The following is a 21,586-nucleotide window of genomic DNA, read 5'->3' on the forward strand; positions in this document are numbered from 1 at the left end:
GGCACGCGCCCCGAGCCGGTGGACGCCGAGCGCGAGGCGCCGCATTTCGGCGTGCGCATGACCCTGCCCGAGCCGATCGGGTTGCAGGAGGACGTGATGGCCGGCCTCGAGCGCCTGCTCGCGCGGCTCTGCGAGACGCTCACCCGCCACCAGCACGGTGCCCGGCGGGTGCTGCTGGAGCTGCGCCGGGTCGACCGCGAGACGGCGCATGTGCGGGTCGGCCTTGCCCGGCCCATGCGCGACCCCGCCCGCATCGCCGCGCTCTTCGAGAAGGGCGTGGCCGAGGTCGAGGCGGGCTTCGGCATCGACGCGCTGCGGCTCTGCGCCGAGGTCACCGAAAAGCTGCCGCCCGAGCAACTGGGCCATGGCAGCACTCCGGGCAGCACGCCGGGCGGCCCGACGCTGCGCAGCGAGGACGCGCTGGCCGATCTCATCTCGCGGCTCGGCAACCGGCTTGGTTTCGACGCCGTGCAGCGCCTGCTGCCCGCCGACAGCACCATCCCCGAGCGCAGCTTTCTCATCGCCCCCGCTGCCTACAGCGAAGCCGAAGAGACACCGCCCCGGCGCGGCCCGCCGCGACCGCAGATCCTCTTCCCGCCCGAATTGGTCAGCGGCGCGCGCGGCGCGCAGCCCGGCCATCCGCCCGCGCAGTTCCGCTGGCGCAACATGCGCTTTTCCACCCTGCGCGCCACCGGGCCTGAACGCATCGCCCCCGAGTGGTGGTTCGACGATCCCGCCTGGCGTTCCGGTCTCCGGGACTACTGGCGGATCGAGACGCGCGAAGGGCCGCGGCTCTGGCTCTTCCACACGCCGCAGGTGGCGGGCTGGGACGCGGGCGGCGCGCAGGACTGGTTCGTGCAGGGGGAGTTTGCATGACCCCCTATGCCGAGCTTTGCGTCACCAGCAACTTCACCTTCCTCACCGGCGCCTCGCACCCCGAGGAGCTGGTCACCCGCGCCGCCGAGTTGGGCCTCGAGGCGATCGCCATCACCGACCGCAACTCGGTGGCCGGGGTGGTGCGCGCCTTTTCGGCCTTGAAGGAGCTGGAGCGGCTGCAGGGCGAGGCGCGCGAGGCGGCGGAGGCAGCGGCGCGCGAGGCCCCGGCGATCCGCTCGCAGTCGCTGACCGACCCCTCGAGCCGCCAGCGCGTGCCGCAGGTCGCCCCCGGCGCCGCGCCGCTGCTGCCGCCCGAACAGCCGCTGCCCCGGCTCATCGCCGGTGCGCGGCTGGTGCTGACCGACAGTGCGCTGCACTGGCTCGCCCTGCCCTGCGATATCGCCGCCTGGGCGCGGCTGACGCGGCTGCTGTCACTGGGCAAGCGGCGGGCGGAGAAAGGCGCGTGCCACCTCACCCGCGCCGACCTGCACGCCGCGAGCGAGGGGATGATCCTCATCGCCCTGCCGCCCGACCCGCTGGAGCCCGGGAACGTCGGCGCCAAAACCGACCCCGAGCTGCGCGAGATGCTGCGGCGCTGCCCCGGCCGAACCTTCCTCGGGGCAGCGCCGATCTACGACGGGCGCGACCAGATCCGGCTCGACCGTCTGGCGCAACTCTCGCAGCAGACCGGCCTGCCGCTGGTGGCCGTGGGCGATGCGCTCATGCACCGCTCGGCCCGCCGCCCGCTGGCCGACGTGCTGACCTGCCTGCGCGAGGGCTGCACCATCGACAACATCGGCACCCGGCGCCTGACCAACGGCGAACGGCGGCTGAAGTCGGGCGACGAGATGGCCCGGCTCTTCCACCGCTACCCCGCCGCCCTGCGTCGCACCACCGAGATCGCCGACCGCTGCGCCTTCCGGCTCGACGAGCTGCGCTACCAGTACCCGGACGAGGCGCAAAACGGCGAGCCGGCGCAGGACCGGCTCGCCCGGCTCTCGCGCGAGGGGCTGCACTGGCGCTACCCCGCAGGCCCGCCGCCGAAGATCGTGCACCGGGTGGAAAAGGAGCTGCGGCTGATCGGCGAGATGGGCTATGCCTCCTATTTCCTGACCGTGCACGACATCGTCGCCTTTGCCCGCTCGCGCGGCATCCTCTGCCAGGGGCGCGGCTCGGCGGCGAACTCGGTGGTGTGCTACCTGCTCGGCGTGACCGAGGTGCCGCCCGAGAGCATCACGCTGATCTTCGAGCGCTTCATCTCCAAGGAACGCGGCGAGCCGCCCGACATCGACGTCGACTTCGAGCACGAGCGGCGCGAGGAGGTGATCCAGTGGATCTACGAGCGCTACGGCCGCGAACGCGCCGGGCTCACCGCCACGGTGATCCACTTCCGCTCGCGCGCGGCGATCCGCGAGGTCGGCAAGGTGATGGGGCTGAGCCAGGACGTGATCGCAAGGCTCTCGGGGCAGATCTGGGGCTGGTCGTCGAGCGCCCCCGACGCGGACCGCATGCGCGACGCCGGGATCGACCCCACCGACGACCGGGTGCTGATGACCGCGAAGCTGATCGAGGAGATCATCGGCTTCCCGCGCCACCTCAGCCAGCACGTCGGCGGCTTCGTCATCACCCACGGGCGGCTCGACGAGCTCTGCCCGATCGAGAACGCGGCGATGGACGACCGCACGGTGATCGAATGGGACAAGGACGACATCGACGCGCTGGGGCTTTTGAAGGTCGATATCCTCGCGCTGGGGATGTTGACCTGCATCCGCAAGGCCTTTGGCCTGCTGGTGGAGCACCGGAACCAGCACTGGACGCTGGCCAATGTTCCCGCCAAAGACGGCTCGGTCTACGACATGCTCTGCCGCGCCGATGCCATCGGGGTGTTCCAGGTGGAAAGCCGGGCGCAGCTCAACTTCCTGCCCCGGATGCTGCCCCGGTGCTTCTACGATCTGGTGTGCGAGGTGGCCATTGTCCGCCCCGGTCCGATCCAGGGCGGCATGGTGCATCCCTTCATCAACCGCCGCCAGGGCAAGGAGCCGGTCGAGGATCTGGGTCCGGCGATGATGGAGGTGCTGGGCCGCACCTATGGCGTGCCGCTGTTCCAGGAGCAGGCGATGCAGATCGCCGTGGTCGCCGCCGGCTTCACCCCGGCCGAGGCCGACCGGCTGCGCCGCTCCCTCGCCACCTTCAAGCGCATGGGCACCATCGGCGCCTTCCGCGACCGGTTCGTCTCGGGGATGCTGGCGCGCGGCTACGACGGGGCCTTCGCCGAGCGCTGCTTTGCCCAGATCGAGGGGTTCGGCAGCTACGGCTTTCCCGAAAGCCACGCCGCCAGCTTCGCCCGGCTGGTCTATATCTCGGCCTGGCTGAAGCGGCACCACCAGGCGATCTTCACCTGCGCGCTGCTCAACTCCCAGCCGATGGGCTTCTACGCCCCCGCCCAGCTCGTGCGCGACGCGCGCGAGCACGGCGTCGAGGTGCGCCCGGTCTCGGTCAACCATTCCGAATGGGACAACACGCTCGAACGTCGCCCCGACGGCAGCCTCGCGCTGCGGCTCGGGCTGCGCCAGATCAAGGGGCTGCGCGAGGAGGATGCCGCCTGGATCGTCGCGGCGCGGGGCAACGGCTATCCGGATGTCGAGAGCCTCTGGCGCCGCGCCGGGGTGAAACCCGCCACGCTCGAGCGGCTGGCCGAGGGCGACGGTTTTGCCGCGCTCGGCCTCACCCGGCGCGACGCGCTCTGGGCCGCCAAGGCGCTGCAGGCGCCGAAACCGCTGCCGCTCTTCGGCACCGATGGCGAGGGCGGCGTGGAGCCCGACGTGATCCTGCCCGCCATGACGCTCGGGCAGGAGGTGGTCGAGGATTACCTCTCGCTGCGCCTGAGCTTGCGCGCCCATCCCATGGAACTCTTGCGCCCGCGCCTGCCGGAGAGCCTGCCGCACAGCGCCTTGGACAAGGTGCCGCACCGCCACCGCATCACCGTCACCGGGCTGGTGATCACCCGTCAGCGCCCGGGCACCGCCTCGGGGGTGATCTTCCTGACGCTGGAGGATGAGACCGGCACCTCGAACGTGGTGGTCTGGACGAAGATCTACGAGACCGTCCGCAAGGCGGTGATCGCCGGACGACTGCTGCGCGTCTCCGGGCGGCTCGAGCGCGAGGGCGTGGTGACCCATCTCATCGCCGAGACGGTCGAGGATCTCTCGGAGCGGCTCTTCGATCTGGGCGGGCCGGTGCCCGTTCTCGGCCCGATCGAGAGCAACGACGGCCGCGCCGACGAGACCCGCCGGCCCGCGGGCGGCAGCCGCCGCGGCAGTGCCGCCCGTCATCCCCGCGAGCAGGCCAAGAAACTCTTTCCCAGCCGCGACTTCCACTGACAGGTGCCAAGGGCGCGGCGGAACGGGCCTGACGGCCAAACCACAGGGTCAAATTAACCACTGCCACAAGTTCAGAATTGCACATGCGACGTAGGGTCCGATAGGTTAACAACCCGTAAATCTGCCCACCCAAGCCCGGATCGCGCAATGATTCTAGCAGAAACCAATCTTGAAGCCACGGCCCTCTCCACCGTGATGGGCTATCTCGCGCAACGCACGACGGTCTGCGCCAAGGTCCTCGACCGCGGCGGCAAGGTGCTCGCCGTCAACAAGCGTGGACTGGAGTTGCTCAACACCGACGCGAACGCCATCTGCGGGCAGATCTGGACCGAGTTCTGGCACGGGGCGGAGCGCGAAAAGGCCGAGGCCACTCTGGCCAGCGCCTTCGAAGGCAAGCCCGCAAGCTTCGTCGGGACCTTCGCGCACGAGCGCACGGGTGAGAGCACCTGGGACGTGGAGATCGTGCCGCTCGACTGGGAGGACGGCAAGGTCGCCCGCGTGCTCGCCCTGTCCTCCTTCATGTCGGGCACCGCGCCCGACGGGGAGCGTGCCGCCCGGGTCTTCGAGGACCGCAAGATGCTCGGCTCGCTCAGCGATCTTTTCCACACGCTCAGCAATCTCACCGCCGTCTCGACCAGCGCCGCCAACATCCTGCGCCGCGGCGTCGATCAGGAGCGCGCGGACGCGCTGGCCGAGGCGCTGACAGAGGCCGGTACGCGGGCTGCGCAGGCAGTGGAAAGCCTGCGACGGCAGATCGACGACAGCGGGAGCGACGGGGCGACCGCCTGAGCCGCCCCTCCTCGCCGGTCCCCTAGCCCCGTGCCCGCCCGGTCAACCGCCCAACCGCCTTCGACAGGGTCTCGGTAGTGAAGGGCTTGCTGGTCATCGGCGCGCTGGGGAAGCGCGACAACCAGTCCGACTGCCCCGCGTAGCCGCTCGCCAGCACGAAGGGCACGCCCCGCCGCGCCAGCATCTCGGCGACGGGAAGGCTGGTCTCGGAGCCAAGGTTCACGTCGAGCACCGCCACGGACACGGGATGCGCGTCGATGATGCGCAGCGCCTCGGCCACCGACGAGGCGGTGTGCACCGTCTCGGCGCCCAGGTCCGACAGGATGTCGGCCGCATCCATGGCGATGATCATGTTGTCCTCGACCACCAGCGCGACCCCCTTCAGCCCGTCGGCCTCCGGCCCCGTGCCCTGCGGCTCCGGCACGCTGACCGGGGCCTCGGCGGGCGCGTCGGTCACGTAGCGCTCGGGCAGCAGGAACTCGGCGCGGAGGCCGGTCACCTCGAAGTGCACCTCGGCCTTGCCCTTCAACTCGAAGGGGATCGATTTCTCGATGATCGTGGTCCCGAAGCCGCGCCGCTCGGGCGCGCGCACCGCCGGGCCGCCGCTTTCCGCCCAGCCGATCCGCACCAACCCGTCGGGCAGCCGCTCGACCGCCACGTCGACGCGTCCCGCGGGCACCGACAGCGCGCCATATTTCACCGAGTTGGTCACAAGCTCGTGCAGCACCAGCGCCATGGTCGAGAAGGCGTCTGACGCGAGCAGCACCGGCGTGCCGGTGATCGACACCCGGTGCTCCTCGCCCGCGATATAGGCGCCAAGTTCGACCGTCAGCAGCTCGCGCAGCGCCACCGGCTGCCACTCCGTCGAGGTCAGCTGATCGTGCGCCTGCGCCAGCGCGTGGATGCGCCCGTCGACGGCAGCAGTGAATTCCTCGATGGTATGCGCCGACTGCCGCGACTGGCCGACCAGCGAGCGGATCAGCCCCAGCACGTTGCGCACCCGGTGATTGAGCTCGGCGATCAGCAACTCCTGCTGGTCCTGCGCCCGCTTGCGCTCGGCGTTGACCTCGTCGGAAAGCTTCAGCACCACTTCAAGCAGCGTCACCCGGATTGCCTCGGCCGCCTTCAGCGCGGTCGGCGACCATGTCTCGGAGCGGCCTGCCACATCTTCCTTCCAGAGTTCGAAGCTCTTGCGCGGGGTGAGCCGTGCGCCCAGCGGACCGACCTCGACCGGCTTGTTGGGGTTGCCCGCCCAGTTCACCTGCCGCACCACCTCGGAGCGGAACAGCACGATGTAGTCGCGGGGGGGTACGCGAGACCGGAATGGCGAGGATGCCAGCGCAGTCCTCCTTCAGCTCCGCCATCGACGGCAGCCGCGCAACGAGGCTGTCGGTGGCATAGACCCGGCTCGCGGCGGCGGTATTGAGGAACCGCGCGATGGTCTGGAACTGTTCCTTGGACGGGGTGCGCCCCTGCGGCACGTAGGCGCCGTCGGAGTAGAGCGCGATGCCATCATGCGGGATCACCTTGCCGATCTCGCGGGCGATGCTGGGAAAGCTCGCCGCCAGCCCCTCGCCCGAGCTGATCTGCATCATCAGCCGGTCGTGCAGCCGCTGCGCCCGGCCCACCGTGTCGCTTGTTGCCTTGGCCTCCTGCCGTTCCAGCTCGTAGGCGAAGAACTGCGCCAGCAGCTCGACGGCGGTGCGGCGTTCGTAGTCCACGTGCAGGGGCGCGCGGTGATGGCAGGCAAAGAGCCCCCAGAGCTCGCCGCGGATGACGATCGACACCGACATGGAGGCGCGCACCTTCATGTTGCGCAGGTATTCGAGATGGATCGGCGAGACCGCCCGCGACATGGCCAGCGACAGATCGAGCGGCTGCCCCTCGGGGCTCTGCGGCGGCACGATGGGCGAAACCTCGTCATCCACATCGGCGATCAGCCGCAGCAGGCTGCGCTTGTAGAGCGCACGGGCCTGCCGGGGGATGTCGGAGGCCGGGAAATGCAGCCCGAGATAGGTCTCGGCATCGCCGCCGTCCTTGGCCTCGGCGATCACCGTGCCGTCGCCCTCGGGGCCGAACTGATAAACCATCACCCGGTCGAAACCGGTCAGCGCGCGCAGCTGCCGGGCCGCCTCTTCCGAGGCGCCGGCAAGGTCACGCTGCGCCGAGACCCGCCGCAGCATGGGGGTGACCTGCGCCAGCTCGTCCTGCGCGCCGTCGCGGGTCTTGGGCTCGAATTCGAAAATGAAGCTCGAGCCGGACTGATGCGCGCTAACGTCGAAGAGCCGCCCGTCGCCGAAGACGTCGAAGCCGAAGAGTCGGGCCACGGCGTTCTCGTGGCTGGTGCCGCCAAGCTTCTCGCGCAGCTTCGTGACGGTCTCGCGCGGCAGGATGTCGGAGAAGACCCGACCGGTGATCTCCTCGGCCTCGAGCCCGAGCAGTGCCCCGGCGTTGCGCGAGACATGCTGGACGATCCAATCCGCCGAGATCGCCACCAGCGCCGCGAAGCTCTGCACGTTGCCCAGAAGGTGGATCGGCTCGCGATCGCAATTTGTCAGGTCAACGGGAGTGTCGGTCGGGAGGAAGGAATCGTTCATGGTGCTCCGTCGGCAGGCGCCGACAGGAGGGCGCGTGCTTCGTGTTCGAAAATGGAAAAGGCACGGATGGCGTCGCGCAGAACCCGCTGCGCCTCGGGGCCATGGACCGGCTGGGCGCCGAGCCGCTGGCAGAAGGCCCGCCAGGCGCCGCGATCCCCGGGCAGCGCAAAGAAGCCGCGCAGCGGCGGCTCGGGCAGCCGGCGGCGCAGCACCGCCGTGCCGAGCTGCGAGCCAAGCAGAAGGTAGGCCACCGCGTCTCTGTGAAGGGGAAGGTCGAGACCCGGTCCCGACGAGGGCACTGGCCCCAGATCGTCGTCGAGGGCCTCCAGCGTGTCGCGCAGCGCGGTACTCGCCTCGGCGGCGTCCCAGCCGCAGGCCTCGGCAAGACGCGAAAAACCGCGTCTCTGCACCATGCAGAAAGCTCGGCGATCCCTATCAGCGGCAAGGTCCAAACGCGAAAGCTCAACGTCCAGCCGCTGGTGCGGGCCGGAGGTGGCGTTGCGCAGCGCATCCCTCAGATTGCTGTCCCGGAGCACTTCCGGGGCGTCCACAATATCCTTCACCCAGTCTGACCCTGCTGTTTTCATTCTGTCCCGACGCCTTCTAACGCCTGTCCAGACTGTTGGTTCCGAGGACCGGAGAATTTTCCGGTTGCGCCTCACCGCTTCCTGCTGTCGCCTGCGCAGGACGCATCGCTGCCGGAGGACATCATGCTGAAAATCATAGACCCGCTGCTGACCGGGGAGCTTCTCGCCATCCTGCGCGACATGGGCCATGGCGACGAGATCGTGCTGGTCGACGCGAATTTCCCCGCCGCGCGGGTCGCGCAGCGGCTGGTGCGCCTGCCCGGGATCGGCATCGACCGCGCCGCGGAGGCGATCCTGTCGCTCTTTCCGCTCGATGATTTCGTCGAGGCCCCCGCCGCCGTCATGGCCTGCCCCGACGGGCGCCCCGAGATCTTCGATATCTTCGACAGCCTGCTTGTCGAGGCCGAGGGCACACCGGTGACCGTCGAAGAGATCGACCGTTTCGATTTCTACGACCGCACGAAGGAGGCCTATGCCGTGATCGCGACCGGCGAGCGGCGGCTCTATGCCAACCTCATCCTGAAGAAGGGCGTACTGCGGGTCTAGCGGCCCGCGAGCCCCTCGATCCGCGCCACGATCAGGTCGTGGTCCGAGAGCGGCGTGCCGTCCGGGCCGAGCGAGGAGCGGATCTCCACCGGGCCAAGTTGCAACCCGCGCGCAAGAAACCAGTCGAGCTTCATCGCCCGCTCGGGCCAACGGGTGATCAGGCTCGGGCGCGTGGTCATCTGCTCTTCGGGCCCACCATGCACGCTGAACCCCGCGGCCCGCGCCACGTCAAAGAGCCCCTCGGCCCGCCAGTCGCCATCCGCATGATTGCCGGTGTTGAGATCGCCGCCGATCAGCACCGGCAGGCCGGGGAACTCGGCGTCCAGCGCGTCGATCAGGCCTGCCACCTGCCTCTGCCGGTGCTCGGGGTCGCAGGCGCTTTCGAGATGGGTCGAAACGGCGATGAACGGCCCCCCCGGAGGTCTCGATCCGCGCGCCCACGGCGATACGCTCGCCGAGCCGCGGCTGCTCGTCATCGAAGAACCATTGCCGCCGGCCCCAGAGCCGCAGCGCAAAAGGCGCCCGCAGCGCGCTGCGCGCCATCAGCCCGTTGCCGTGGTAGCCAAGCGCGTTGCGATCCTCGTCGCAGAACTGCAACTCGATCGGCGAGCCGAGGCCCAGCTCGAGGAACTCGACCGCGTAGGCATAGACCATGCCCTGCTCCGCCGCCATGACGGCGGTCGTGTTGCGCTGCTTGGTGCGGGCCATGCCGTGGTCCATCTCCGAAAGCAGCAGCAGATCGCAGTCGCCTGCATGGGCGGCCGAGGCCTCGGGGAAGAGACAGCGTTCGAGGTTCCAGGCCCCCACGGTGAGCGGCAGCGAGAGGGGGGCATCCGGCGCCTCCCCCCCCGACCTCGATCAGGCCCATGCCGGGCACCTTGGCCATATGCGCATCATGTACCGTGACCTCGCGCGGCAACGCGCGGATGGCCATGTCCTCGGAGCTGGGAACTGGCAGCGCGGCGGTTGTCTCGCGGATCATTGCGCGGCCTCGGAGACCTGCTGCAGCCGCTTGTCCATCCGGCGCCCCGTGCGGGCGTCGAAGAGGTGCAGCTTCGACGGATCGACAGCGATCCGCACCTCCGGCCCGAGCGGCGCGTCATGCGCGTCGGTGACAGCCAGCGCCTGATCGCCGACCATCCCGTGGATGACCCGCTGCGCGCCCAGTTCCTCAACGTATTCGACCCGCATCGGCAGGCCGATCGCGGCGATGCGAAGGTCCTCGGCACGCAGGCCCAGCGTGACCGGTCCGGGCGTGTTGCCGAGCGTCGCCAGCGCGTGCCCTTCGAGCAGCAGCCGCCCGCCCTCGATACGTGCATCGAGCAGGCTCATGGCCGGTGCGCCGATGAAGGAGGCGACGAAGGTCGAGGCGGGCTTGCGGTAGACCTCGAGAGGCGCGCCGATCTGCTCGACCCGCCCGCCGTTCAGCACCACCAGCCGGTCGGCCAGCGTCATCGCCTCGAGCTGGTCGTGAGTCACGTAAAGCGAGGTCGTCCCCAGCCGCTGCTGCAGCTTGCGGATCTCCATGCGCATCGACACCCGCAGCTTGGCGTCGAGGTTCGACAGCGGCTCGTCGAAGAGAAAGGCCGCGGGCTGGCGCACGATGGCGCGGCCCATGGCCACCCGCTGGCGCTGACCGCCCGAGAGCGCGCGCGGCTTGCGGTCGAGGTACTGGCCCAGCTCGAGCATCCGCGCCGCCTCGGCGACGCGCTCCTCGATGACGGCTTTGCCCTCGCCGCGGTTCTTCAGCCCGTAGGCCATGTTGTCGCGCACGCTCATGTGCGGATAGAGCGCGTAGTTCTGGAACACCATGGCGATGTCGCGCTCGGCGGGGTCGAGATCGTTCACCCGCCGCCCGCCGATATGCACGTCGCCGCGGGTCACCGTCTCGAGCCCCGCCACCATGCGCAGCAGCGTGGTCTTGCCGCAGCCCGAGGGGCCGACCAGCACGATGAACTCGCCATCCTTGATGTCGATGGTGACGTCCGAGACCGCATCGACGCCGCCGGTGTAGGTCTTGCCAACCGACCTGAGAGTAAGTTCAGCCATTATTTGTCGCTTTCCGTCAGGCCCTTGATGAACATGCGCTGGAAGATCACCACCACGGCAACCGGGGGGGATCATGGCCAGCACCGCGAGGGCAAAGGCTTCGTTGTAATCGGGGATCTGGCTGCCGACCCAGACCTGCAGGATCGACTTGATGCCGCGCATTAGGGTGTAGAAGCTCTCGTCCGTGGTCATCAGCAGCGGCCAAAGGTACTGGTTCCAGCCGTAGATGAACATGATGATGAAGATCGCCGCCATCATCGTCTTCGACAGCGGCACCAGCACGTCGATGAAGAACTTCACCGGCCCTGCTCCGTCGATCCTCGCCGCCTCGAGCAGCTCGTCGGGCACCGAGCGGAAGAACTGCCGGAAGAAGAAGGTGCCCGTGGCCGAGGCCAGCAGCGGCACGATGAGGCCGGTGTAGGTGTTCAGAAGGTGCAGCTCGGACATCACCTGATAGGAAGGCATGATCCGCACTTCCAGCGGCAAGAGCAGCGTCGCGAAGATCGCCCAGAAGAGCAGCGTCGCGAAGCGGAAGCGGAAGTAGACCAGCGCATAGGCGGCCATCATCGACAGCACGATCTTCCCGACCGCGAAGCCGAGCCCCATGATCAGCGAGTTGCGCAACATCAGAAGGCCGGTGACGTCGCCGGTGAAGCCGCCCTTGTGGGTCAGCACCTTGGTGTAAGTCTGGGTGCCATTGCCGCCGGGCAGCAGCGACAGGCCGTTCGAGTGGATGTCCACCGCCGTATGGGTCGAGGACATCAGCGCCATCAGCACCGGGGCGCAGAGGAAGAGCGACCCGAGGATGAGGATCAGGTGATCGAAGGGTTTGATCTTCTGCATGGCGTTATCCGTAGTGCACGCGGCGTTCGAGGAAGCGGAACTGCAGCACGGTCAGCAGCGCCACGACGCCCATGAGGATCACCGACTGCGCCGAGCTGCCGCCGATGTCATTGCCTTTGAACCCGTCGAGATAGACCTTGTAGACCAGCGTCATCGGGTTGTTGGCGGGCTTGTCCTTCACGATGACGTCGATGATCGGGAAGGTGTCGAACATCGTGTAGGTGATGTTGATCACCAGCAGGAAGAAGGCGGTGGGCGCCAGAAGCGGCAGGGTGATGTCCCAGAACCGCCGCCAGCCCGATTGCGCGTCGATCAGCGCCGCCTCGCGCACCGAGACCGGCACCGACTGCAGCCCTGACAGGAAGAAGATGAAGTTGTAGGGGATCTGCTTCCACACGGCGATGACGATGAGCGCGGTGGCGGTGTCCCAGTAGTTGATGCCGACCTTGAGGTCGTAGCCGAACCAGGCCGCAAGCTCGGTGAGTGGCCCCATGTGCATGTCGAAGAACATCATGCCGATCAGCCCGGCGACAGGCGGCGCGATGGCGTAGACCGAGATCAGCAGCGTCTTGTAGCCTTCGGCGCCGCGGATCACCTTGTCGCCCTTGACCGCCAGCAGAAGGCCGATGCTCAGCGCCAGCGTCGTGACCACCACGCAGAAGAAGGCGGTGAAGGCGGCGGTGCCGAGGTACTCGGAGCTGTTCAGCGCGTCGGTGTAATTTTCCAGCCCGACGAAGGTCGCGCCGAAGCCGAAGGGATCCTCGAGGTAGAAGGAGGAGGTCACCGCCTGCAGCGAGGGCCAGTAGAAGAAGATCACCACCACCGCGAGCTGCGGCAGCAGGAAGAGCCAGGGGGTGAGCGGGCGGTCGAACTGCACGCGCTTGGCGGGGTTGGCGGTCTCGCCGGACCACCAGGCGCGGAGGCGCGTGACCAGCGTCTGGTCGGCCTCCACCATGTTGAGCGGGGTATCGGTCACGGGCTGTGTCCTGATCGGGAAAGGCGCCGCCGCGCGGCGCGGCAATGGCATCGGGGCCCCGGGCGGCTGCCCGGGACCCCGGAACTCGGCGGGGCCGGTCCTCAGTTTGCGGTCTTGGCGAAGCGCGCGAGCAGCGCGTTGCCTTCGGACTGGATGGTGTCGAAGGCCGCCTTCACCTCGGTCTCGCCCGAGAAGATGCGGTTGAACTCGCGCTCCATCACGGTGCGAATCTGCGGGTAGAAGCCCAGGCGGTAGCCCTTGGACCACTCGCCACCCGGCAGCATCAGCTGCTGGATGCCAACCTCGGCCACCGGCTGCTCGTCGTAGTAGCCCTCGCCCTTGGCCATCTCGTAGGCGGCCTCGGTGATCGGCACGTAGCCGGTGTTCTTGTGCCAGTAGACCTGCGTTTCCGGCGAGGTCAGGAAGGAGAAGAACCGCGCGGTGCAGGTGTTCTGCTCTTCGGGCTTGCCGGCCATGGCGAAAAGCGCGGCGCCGCCGATGAAGCTCTGGGTGCCGGCGCCCTCGATGCTGTCCCAATAGGGCATGAAGACCGCGCCGAAGTCGAAATCGGCCGATTTCTGCAGGCCGCCGAAGCTGCCCGACGAGCCGATCCACATGGCGGCCTCACCCTCTTCGAAGGGCTTGAGGTTGTCGGCCCAGCCGGCGCCGTAGAAGCCGTAGAGCCCCTCGTCGGCCCATGCCTTGAGCTTTTCGAACATCATCACCTGATTCTCGTCGTTGACGATGATCTCGGTGCCCTGCGCGGAGTCGTAGCCGTTGTTGTTCGTGGCGAACTGCTGGTTGTTCCGCGACTTGAAGTTCTCGACCATCATCCAGGTCAGCTGCGAAGCGGTCATCGGCAGGTAGCCTGCCTCTTTCAGCTTCGGCGCAACCTCTTCGAACTCTTCCCAGGTCTTCGGGGGCTGCACGCCGGCCTTCTCGAAGGCGGCCTTGTTGAAATACAGGATCGGCGCCGAGGAATTGAACGGCATTCCGATGAACTTGCCGTCGCTGTCAGCGTAGAAGTTGCGCACGCCGGCGATGAAATTGTCGCGATTGAACTCTTCACCCGCGCCGGTGATCAGATCCTCGGCGGCAATCGTCGCGCCCTTGGCGGCGATGATCGTGGCGGCCCCGGCGTCGAACACCTGCAGGATGTTCGGCTGCTCACCCGAGCGGAAGGCGGCGATGCCCGAGGAGAGCGCCTCTTCGTAGGTGCCTTTGGAGATCGGGGTAAGGTGGCACTGGTCCTGCGCGGCGTTGAACTGCTGCGAGATCTCGTTGATGACCTCGCCGTTCCGGCCTCCCATGCCGTGCCACCAGGTGATGTCGGTCGCGGCGAAGGCGGTCGAGGCGAGCAGCATCGAGCCGATCGCGACTCCGGTTGTCTTGAACATGTGGTGTCCCCCGTTCTTGTTCGGCGACGGGGTATGCGCGGTATGTAACGGCCCTGATACCGATGAGCGACGATTGCGTGACAATCAGTCATCTTGCGATGGCGAAGAGCGCTCGGCACCTTTCCCAAGACGTGCGCCGGAGACCGACGGGGCCCTCAAACTCCTTCCCAGCAAGTCGACTGCGAGCGGCGGCACGCACAGGGCCCCAGTACCCAATGAGCAACGCTCAAGACAGCGGCAAGTCTTCGCCTATGGCGTTTGGGCTCCAGTTGGGTCAGGTATGCTTCCAATGATTTGAGGCAAAGTGTGGTGTTAAGGTGATCCAGCGTTGGAGCAGGAAAGCGGCGGTTCTGCCCATTCGGCTTGCGCGCCTCTTGGTGCCAGGTGTGCTGTCGTTCCTGCTTGTCGCCTGCGGGAGCTTCCCTCTGACCTACACCGAGTTCCAGGCGCAGCTAGATGGGGCACCTTACGTGCAGCAGCCGCTGTCGAGCGCATGGATCCGGGTGCCCGACGCCCAGCTCGTTCTGGAACGCAGATATCGCTTCGTGACCGAGCAACGCATCCTGCTGCCCAATCCCACGGCCCTGCGGGGCGAGAATTTCATCCTTCTTCACTCTGAAGCGTCGCCGCTCTCCGTCGGAGGGAGGTTCCGCCCGACCGAATTGCTGGCCTCTGCCGGAGGCACGCCCTTCCCGTTCGAACGGTTCGAGGACCTCGCGTTCAGGACCACCGCCGATGCACTTGGCGTCATGAGTTGGGCAAGCTGGAGCAACCATGCGGGGCTCAACTGCGTACTGGCCTTCCGGCGCCTCGATGCGACCGCGCGCACCCTGCAGTCCGGAACTTCGGCAATGGACATGATGCTGCGCAACTGCGTCCACGGCAGCGAAGACGCGGCACTGGCACCGATCGGGCCGGAGGCCGTGGGCTTTGCCGCGATCACCGCCGAGCCCGCCGCCGCCCCTCAAATGCTCTCACCTCTGGCGGGCCCCCTCCCATGAAGTCGTCGTCAAGCGCACAATCAGCCACCTCGCTCCTGCTGTTCGGGGTCTGGGTGGCCCTCGCCGTCCCACTCCTCTTCCTTGCATCGGTACCGATCTCCGTCAGCACGCAGGGACTTCTGGCGCTTGTGGCCTGTGTGCTCATCTATGGGCTCAAGCCATTCGTGGGCACGCGGATTTCGGTCCGCTTCGTGGTGATGTCGATCGCGGGGGTCTTTGTCCTGCGCTATTGGCTGTGGCGCGCCTTCGAGACGCTGCCCTCGCTCGATGACCCGATCTCGCTGGCCGCCGCGCTGGTGCTCTTCGGGGCCGAAACCTTCACCGTCGGCCTGTTCTTCCTCACGGCGCTGATCACGGCCGACCCGGTCACCCATCCGCGACCGGAGCCGATCAAGCTGAGCGATGTTCCGACCGTCGACATCCTGGTGCCGAGCTACGACGAGAGCCCCGAGCTTCTCGCCGTCACGCTGGCGGCGGCCAAGCGAGTGAGCTACCCCGAGGACCGGAAGACCGTCGTGCTCTGCGACGATGGCGGCACCGACCAGCGCTGCAACCATTCCGACCCTGCCATTTCCGAGCGGGCACTGGCCCGCCGGGCGAGGCTGCAGGCGCTCTGCGACGAGCTTGGCGTGGTCTACACAACGCGCGCCCGGAACGAGCACGCAAAGGCCGGCAACCTCAATGCGGCGTTGCAGAAGGTCAACGGGGAGCTGGTCCTCATCCTCGATGCAGACCACGTGCCCACGCCGGACTTCCTGGCCCGGACCGTGGGATACTTCGCCGAACGGCCACGGCTGTTCCTGGTGCAGACCCCGCACTTCTTCACCAACCGCGACCCGATCGAGCGCAACCTCGCGCTGCCCGAGAACTGCCCGTCCGAAAACGAGATGTTCTATTCCGAGATCCACCGCGGGCTCGACCGGCTTGGCGGGGCCTTCTTCTGCGGATCGGCGGCGCTGCTGCGCCGCAAGGCGCTCGACGAGGTGGGCGGCATCTCGGGCGAGACCATCACGGAAGACGCGGAAACCGCGCTCGACATCCATGCCCGCGGCTGGGAGAGCCTGTACCTCGACCACGCCATGATCGCCGGCCTGCAGCCCGAGACCTTCGCCTCGTTCATCCAGCAGCGCGGCCGTTGGGCGACCGGCATGATCCAGATGCTGATCCTCAAGAACCCCATCTTCCGCAGCGGCCTCACCATGGCGCAGCGGCTTTGCTATCTCAACTCGATGAGCTTCTGGCTGTTTCCGCTGATCCGAACGATCTTCCTGCTCAGCCCTCTGCTCTATCTCTTCTTCGGCCTCGAGATCTTCGTCGTCGATCCCGAGGAAGTCTTCGTCTACATCCTGCCTTACCTGCTGATCGGCTTCATGGTGCAGAACGCGCTCTTCTCCGAGGTGCGTTGGCCGCAGATCTCGGAGGTCTACGAGATCGCGCAGACCCCCTATATCCTCAAGGCGCTGGTCGAAACGGTGCTGCGTCCGCGCGGCGCCTCGTTCAAGGTGACCGCAAAGGATGGCAGTCTCGAGCACGCGTTCCTGTCGCCGATCTACCGCCCGCTCACGCTGCTTGTCGCGCTGCTGCTCGCAGGGCTCGCGGCCGGGGCCTACCGTTGGTACGCCTTCCCCGGCGATCGGTCGGTGGTGCAGATCGTCGGCGCTTGGGCGCTCTACAATTTCGTGCTGGCGGCCTATGCCCTGCGCGCCGTCTTCGAGCGCCCGCGCCGTCTGATCCGGCCGCGCACCGCGGTGTCGGCCCCCGGGCGGATCACCCTGCTCGCGCCTGTCTCGGAGGCCGACCGCGAGGCTCAGGACGTTACGATCCTCTCCGCCAGCCCCGAGCGGTTCCAGCTGCAGCTCAAGGACGGCACGCACGAAGCCTGGAGCGCGGAACATGCCGGGGCCGCAATCGCGCTTGTCCCCAGCCTGCCGAAGGCACCCGATCTCGAAACCGCTCTGCCGATGACCATCTCCGAAGTGCGCTCGGGAGTGGAGGGCACCGTCATCGAGCTCAACGTCGCGCCGGAACACATGGTTCAGGCCGCGCAGCTGACCGCTCATGTCGTTTACGGAGACAGCCGCAGGTGGCAGTTCTTCCGCAAGTTCCACGCGCAGAGCAGCACTTTGGTCGCGGGGCTGCTCTACGTCCTGGCCAAGAGCGCTATCTCGCTGCCGCAGACGCTCTTCGATTTTGCCCGCGAGCTGACCCTTCGCAGCGGTGGACCGGAGGCGGATGACACCCTGTTCGAAGACGCTTTCACCGGCGCCACGAAGGACACCGAGCGAAAGCCCGTCCCGGTTGCCGAGGCCGTTGTTCCCCAGGCCGACGGCTACCTAAGGATCGAGGATTGAGCCCATGAACACGATGAGACCCCTGATCCTGGCGTTCCTTCCCGCCCTCGCGCTGCAGACCTCCTGGAGCGGCGCGCAACAAATCGAAATCGAGGATTTTCCGCCGGCCTCGGAACCGCGCGTCGCGCCCGCCGAGCCCAAATCCGAAAAGCCCGTCCTGCCCTCGGACCGGCAATGGACCGCGCCCAACGCACAGCCCTCATCAGAAGCAGCGCAGGCGAGCGACGTGCTCTTGCCGCTGCGCCCGCGCAGTCCACAGGGCGGAGAGACCGCCGGCCACCGCCTGCAGGGCGAATATCCCGAAGAAGATTTCTGGCTCTTCCTGCCCCGCGCGATCAACGGCGCCTCCCTTGCGGTCACCACGCTGAGTTCGATCAACCTGCTTCCGGATCGCTCGCACGCCGCCGTCCTCGTCAACGGCATCGAGATCGGCACCGTCGTGCTCGAGAATTTCTCTGCTGCCGGCACCATGACGCTTCCGGTGCCGGATGGCCTGTTGACTGCGGGCCGCAATCTCGTGGAAGTCCGCCTCGAGCAGGTGCACCGCGTGCTCTGCGGTCCTGATGCGTCATTCGGGCTCTGGACCGACATCATCGCGCATCAGAGCGGGATCACAGTGCCGCGCGCGGAGCTCGGCCTCGATCCGCTGGGCTTCATCGCCGCCGCCTCCGCACAGCTCGGGCAGGGCAAGACCTTCTCGCTCGCGAGTGGCAGCTACGCGCAGGTGATGAACGCATCGCCCTACGTTGCGCGGATCGAAAGCCTGTTCGAAGGCCTGCCGCCCGAGATCACGGTCGCGGATTACTACACGGTCGAGGACCAGATCCCGCAACTGGCCCGGGTCACTGCGCTCCCCGAGCAATACTCCGTTCCCGACCTGCCGACGTTCCAACGCGGCGGAGATGGCGCCATTGTCCTGCTCACCAACAGCGGGCAGGCGCAGGCGACCGAGGCGTTGCTGGCACGCGCGCTTGGCCCGATGCCTGCCGGCACAGCGGTGCCGGTAGTGGTTCCTGGAGAAAGACAGCCGCTGTCCGACCTCGGCGTCAGCACGCTCGAGGGTCGCGGGCACTACATACGCCAGGCGGTCTCGTTCCGCCTGCCGTGGGACTGGCTGGTTCTGGCATCGCAGCGCGCGCAACTGCGCCTCGACTACGCGTTCGCCAGGGATCTGCCGAAAGGCGCGCTGCTGTTGGTGAAAATCAACGACGCGACCATCCGGCTGCTGCCGCTGGACGACGTGCATCAGGCCGGACGCCGCCTCGATCCCCTGCTCATCCCCTTCGCGGCAAACCAGCTGCAGCCAGGCGTCAACGAGGTGTCCTTCGAGGCGCTCGTCCCCGGCGAGCCGGCGGATGCCGCCTGCGCCGTGCAGTCGGCGCCTGTTTTCCAGATTTTCGACACGACCAGCCTGACGGTCCCGGAGAGCCCGCGCATGGTGCTGCCGCGCATCGACCGGAGCCTCGCCTCGGTTGATGTCTCTCGCATCTCGATGAGCGAAGCGGCACAGCGGACACTGCCGCTTGGGATGCTCGCCCAGATTGCCTCGATCTACGTCTCGGATGAGACCGCAGGAGAGGCCCCGCAGGGTCAGCCCGCCCGCACAGGGTCGATCAAGATCGGCATCCCTGCCGACCTTTCGATGATCCCCGGCGACATTGTCAGCAAGAACGTGTCGGAACTCGAAGAGGTCCTGCTGTCGCCGCCGACCACCACGGGACAGGTCGCCGATCCCTGGGCGTCGGTGGACTCGCGAGGTTGGTGGACGAACTTTCTCGACCGGCACAAGGCCGCGGACAGCCTGCGCGAGTTGCGGGGCAAGATCACCTCTCTCTGGCGTGGCCCGGAGTCCGATCTCGACAGCTGGCTGCTCGGCCGCTCGGCCGAAGCCATGCTCATTCAGCCCAGCATGGAGACCCCCGAGGAACTCTGGTTGGTGGTGCGCCCGAACACCGATTACGAGCGTCTCGTTGCCTCGCTGGTCGACATGCACCAAAGGTCCGAAGGCCCCAAGGGACAGGTCTCGCTGTTCGGATACGACGGAAGCTGGCAGGTCTGGAGATCGGCAAGCCGCCCGCTCAGCCTGCAGGAGCCGCTCAGCATTTCGAATGTCCGCGCAGTTGTCGGCAACTATGTAACACTTTCACCGGGAAGGTACATCGCCCCCCTTTTCCTGCTCGCCATAGGATGCGCACTGTCCGCGATGGGGCTCCTGGTCGCGAGCCGACGGAGAAAGAAATGAACCGGCGCAGATTGCTTTCGGGAATGGCGGCTCTGGCCGGCCTGATTGGCACCGACGCGGCGACCTCGGCCCAGACGGTCGGGCTGGAAGCCAATCTGCAGGACGTCTGGCTCGCCTGGCGTGCTGCGAATCTCGATGCGACCGGACGGGTCATCGACCAGTTCCAGCGCAATTCCAGCCACTCCGAAGGACAGGGCTACGGCCTGCTGCTTGCCGCAACCATGGGAGACCAGCGCGCCTTCGAACGGATGGAGACCTGGACCCGTCTGAACCTGGCCATCCGCTCCGACAACCTGATGGCCTGGCGCTGGTTCCCCGACGAGCCGGTCAAGGTGCCGGATCTCAACAACGCCAGCGACGGTGATCTCTTCAGGGCCTGGGCGCTGCTGCGCGCGGCCCGGCGGTTCAACGTCCCCGATTACCGCCAGAGCGCCAAGCTCATCGTCTCCGACATCGTCGCCGCCTGCATCGCCCGGCACCCCGGCGGTGACGACCTTGATCCGCTACTCATCCCCGGCGCGGACGGGTTCAGGACCGACGCGGGATTCATCTACAATCCTTGCTACGCGATGCCCCTCGCGATGACCGAACTGGCCACCGAATTCGATGCCCCGATCCTCGCGCAGGCCGCCCGCGGCGCCGTCGAGGTGGCAAGGACGCTCGCGCAGGACGGTGTCGTTCCGGACTGGGTGGAGGTGACCCCAAGCGGTGTCCGTGCCGCAGAGGGCTATTCCTTCGATGCCGGCTACGAAGCCATGCGCCTGCCGCTCTACCTGATCTGGTCCGGGCTGAAAGACCACCCGGCGGTGCTGCGCTACGCCGAGGCGCAGGAGCGGGTCGCCGCGGGACAGGCCGCCACGGTCATCGACCGCGAAACCGGCCGCGCGCTTTCGACCAGCAAGGACCCGGGCTACAAGGCGATCTCCGCGCTCGCCACCTGTACCGTGCGGCAGAGCGTCGGCTCGGAGATCCCGCCCTTCTCGAGCCGTTCGCCCTACTATCCAGGCACGCTTCAGCTCTTCACGATGATTGCCCAGATCGAAGCCTCGCCGATGTGTATCCCGATATGACCTTGCTTCGACACCTGAGACTCCCACTTGCGGTTGCGTGCTGCCTGATCGGCGGCGCCGCCCTGTCGCAGACGCCGAGCGACGCCGACCTCCAGGCGTTGCGTTTCTACATGTCCGAGAACAACCAGCAGGCGGTCAATTCAGAGATCCGCCGGCTGCAGCTGCAATACCCCGATTGGGTCGTGCCTGACGATCTTGGCCAGCTCGAACGCAGCGTGCCCGGTGAGCTGGTCGATCGCATCTATCGCCAGGTCGAAGCCGGGGAGTTCGAAAGCGCCCGCGGAACGATCGCCGAGATCAGCCGGGAATATCCCAATTGGTCGCCATCGGCAGAGCTGCTGGAGACCCTCGCGCTTGCCGAGGCGCAGGCCAGCTTCGATGAAGCGGTGGCCGGCAACAATGCAGACGTGGCCATCCGCGTCGCCCGCGGCAATCCGGCGCTCTTGCGCTGCGAGAGGGTCAACAACGCTTGGCTGCTGGCCGAGCAGTACCAGGCGATTGGCGACGTGACCTCCGCGCTTGGGGTCTATACTGGCGTGGCGCGCAGTTGCACCGACCCCGACGCGCTGGTCGCGACCCTCGAGAAATCCGCGGATGTCGCCTCGCTCGAGCAGCTTGCGCGACTTGCCGATCTTGCACGCAACCAGTCTCCGGCCACCGGGAACCGGCTGACCGCGGTCGAGGATCGGCTGCGTGCCGGGCTGCTGGCACAAGGGCAGATCGCGCCCGCGACGGCTCCCCTCGATCCACTGAGCCCGGTCGAGATCGGCCCCGCGACAGGATCCTCGCCCGCGGTCAGCCTGCGCCCCGTCGGTCGCCCCCAGCGTGCAGCCCCCCAACAGAGAGCGGCAGGCAGCGCGCCGGCCCCCGCGGCCCTCGCGG

General features: G+C 67.5%; 15 protein-coding genes and 3 pseudogenes. 9 read left to right on the forward strand and 9 right to left on the reverse strand.

Features of this window, described 5'->3' with window-relative positions:
- The 3 genes from CLG85_RS23910 to CLG85_RS23920 all read left to right on the forward strand — a co-directional run.
- A partial coding sequence (locus CLG85_RS23910) for a DinB/UmuC family translesion DNA polymerase (protein ID WP_446323477.1) occupies window positions 1-876 on the forward strand: 876 nt, incomplete at its 5' end.
- The gene (locus tag CLG85_RS23915; RefSeq protein WP_260350165.1) at window positions 873-4,256 is read left to right on the forward strand and encodes an error-prone DNA polymerase; all 3,384 of its coding nucleotides are present in this window, start codon (window positions 873-875) and stop codon (window positions 4,254-4,256) included. The genes CLG85_RS23910 and CLG85_RS23915, both read left to right, overlap by 4 nt.
- A gap of 147 nt (window positions 4,257-4,403) precedes the next feature.
- Complete coding sequence (locus CLG85_RS23920; RefSeq protein ID WP_224845261.1) at window positions 4,404-5,045, forward strand: PAS domain-containing protein; 642 nt, start codon at window positions 4,404-4,406, stop codon at window positions 5,043-5,045.
- A 22-nt stretch (window positions 5,046-5,067) separates the two neighbouring features.
- Here the strand turns inward: CLG85_RS23920 and CLG85_RS27535 are convergent, their stop codons facing one another.
- The 3 genes and pseudogenes from CLG85_RS27535 to CLG85_RS23930 all read right to left on the reverse strand — a co-directional run bounded on the left by CLG85_RS27535 (window position 5,068) and on the right by CLG85_RS23930 (window position 8,055).
- Window positions 5,068-6,336, reverse strand: a complete 1,269-nt coding sequence (locus tag CLG85_RS27535; protein WP_311735035.1) for an HWE histidine kinase domain-containing protein — start codon at window positions 6,334-6,336, stop codon at window positions 5,068-5,070.
- A gap of 70 nt (window positions 6,337-6,406) precedes the next feature.
- Window positions 6,407-7,642, reverse strand: a pseudogene (locus CLG85_RS27540) (GAF domain-containing protein); the annotation flags it as partial.
- Window positions 7,639-8,055 carry a heme oxygenase-like domain-containing protein gene (locus CLG85_RS23930; protein WP_260350166.1) on the reverse strand — a complete coding sequence of 139 codons (417 nt, stop codon included), beginning with the start codon at window positions 8,053-8,055 and terminating at the stop codon, window positions 7,639-7,641. The pseudogene CLG85_RS27540 and the gene CLG85_RS23930, both read right to left, overlap by 4 nt.
- Before the next feature lie 297 nt (window positions 8,056-8,352).
- On the opposite strand from CLG85_RS23930, the gene CLG85_RS23935 reads away from it, so the two are divergent.
- Window positions 8,353-8,775: an RbsD/FucU family protein gene (locus CLG85_RS23935; protein ID WP_095881863.1), complete on the forward strand. Its 423-nt coding sequence runs from the start codon at window positions 8,353-8,355 to the stop codon at window positions 8,773-8,775.
- Here the strand turns inward: CLG85_RS23935 and CLG85_RS23940 are convergent.
- The 6 genes and pseudogenes from CLG85_RS23940 to CLG85_RS23965 all read right to left on the reverse strand — a co-directional run bounded on the left by CLG85_RS23940 (window position 8,772) and on the right by CLG85_RS23965 (window position 14,040).
- A complete protein-coding gene (locus tag CLG85_RS23940; protein WP_260350167.1) occupies window positions 8,772-8,954 on the reverse strand; it encodes a hypothetical protein in 183 nt (60 codons plus the stop codon). The two genes, CLG85_RS23935 and CLG85_RS23940, sit on opposite strands and share 4 nt — an antisense overlap.
- 49 nt (window positions 8,955-9,003) lie before the next feature.
- On the reverse strand, window positions 9,004-9,582 hold the full coding sequence (locus tag CLG85_RS23945) for a hypothetical protein (RefSeq protein ID WP_260350168.1): 579 nt from the start codon (window positions 9,580-9,582) through the stop codon (window positions 9,004-9,006).
- 171 nt (window positions 9,583-9,753) lie between these two features.
- Window positions 9,754-10,824, reverse strand: coding sequence for a sn-glycerol-3-phosphate import ATP-binding protein UgpC (locus tag CLG85_RS23950; protein WP_260350169.1), 1,071 nt, complete (start codon window positions 10,822-10,824; stop codon window positions 9,754-9,756).
- Window positions 10,824-11,667 (reverse strand): annotated as a pseudogene (gene ugpE, locus CLG85_RS23955) (sn-glycerol-3-phosphate ABC transporter permease UgpE). Before ugpE ends, CLG85_RS23950 begins: the two are co-directional and overlap by 1 nt.
- Before the next feature lie 4 nt (window positions 11,668-11,671).
- Window positions 11,672-12,643: an ABC transporter permease subunit gene (locus CLG85_RS23960; protein ID WP_095881867.1), complete on the reverse strand. Its 972-nt coding sequence runs from the start codon at window positions 12,641-12,643 to the stop codon at window positions 11,672-11,674.
- A 101-nt stretch (window positions 12,644-12,744) separates the two neighbouring features.
- Window positions 12,745-14,040 carry an extracellular solute-binding protein gene (locus CLG85_RS23965; protein ID WP_095881868.1) on the reverse strand — a complete coding sequence of 432 codons (1,296 nt, stop codon included), beginning with the start codon at window positions 14,038-14,040 and terminating at the stop codon, window positions 12,745-12,747.
- Between the two features lie 386 nt (window positions 14,041-14,426).
- Between CLG85_RS23965 and CLG85_RS23970 the strand changes: the two genes are divergently transcribed.
- From CLG85_RS23970 to CLG85_RS23990, 5 genes and pseudogenes are all read left to right on the forward strand, one after another.
- Window positions 14,427-15,041, forward strand: a complete 615-nt coding sequence (locus tag CLG85_RS23970; RefSeq protein WP_141244511.1) for a hypothetical protein — start codon at window positions 14,427-14,429, stop codon at window positions 15,039-15,041.
- A complete protein-coding gene (gene bcsA / locus CLG85_RS23975; protein ID WP_260350170.1) occupies window positions 15,038-17,392 on the forward strand; it encodes a UDP-forming cellulose synthase catalytic subunit in 2,355 nt (784 codons plus the stop codon). The genes CLG85_RS23970 and bcsA overlap by 4 nt, the downstream gene beginning before the upstream one ends.
- Window positions 17,393-17,618: 226 nt before the next feature.
- Window positions 17,619-19,634 (forward strand): cellulose biosynthesis cyclic di-GMP-binding regulatory protein BcsB, encoded by a 2,016-nt coding sequence (locus CLG85_RS23980; protein WP_260350171.1) that lies wholly within the window; start codon window positions 17,619-17,621, stop codon window positions 19,632-19,634.
- Window positions 19,631-20,704: a family 8 glycosyl hydrolase gene (locus tag CLG85_RS23985; protein ID WP_095881871.1), complete on the forward strand. Its 1,074-nt coding sequence runs from the start codon at window positions 19,631-19,633 to the stop codon at window positions 20,702-20,704. The genes CLG85_RS23980 and CLG85_RS23985 overlap by 4 nt, the downstream gene beginning before the upstream one ends.
- Window positions 20,701-21,586, forward strand: a pseudogene (locus CLG85_RS23990) (hypothetical protein); the annotation flags it as partial. The gene CLG85_RS23985 and the pseudogene CLG85_RS23990, both read left to right, overlap by 4 nt.

It is taken from the genome of Alloyangia mangrovi, assembly GCF_002300555.2.
In the GTDB taxonomy this organism is placed as follows: domain Bacteria; phylum Pseudomonadota; class Alphaproteobacteria; order Rhodobacterales; family Rhodobacteraceae; genus Salipiger; species Salipiger mangrovi.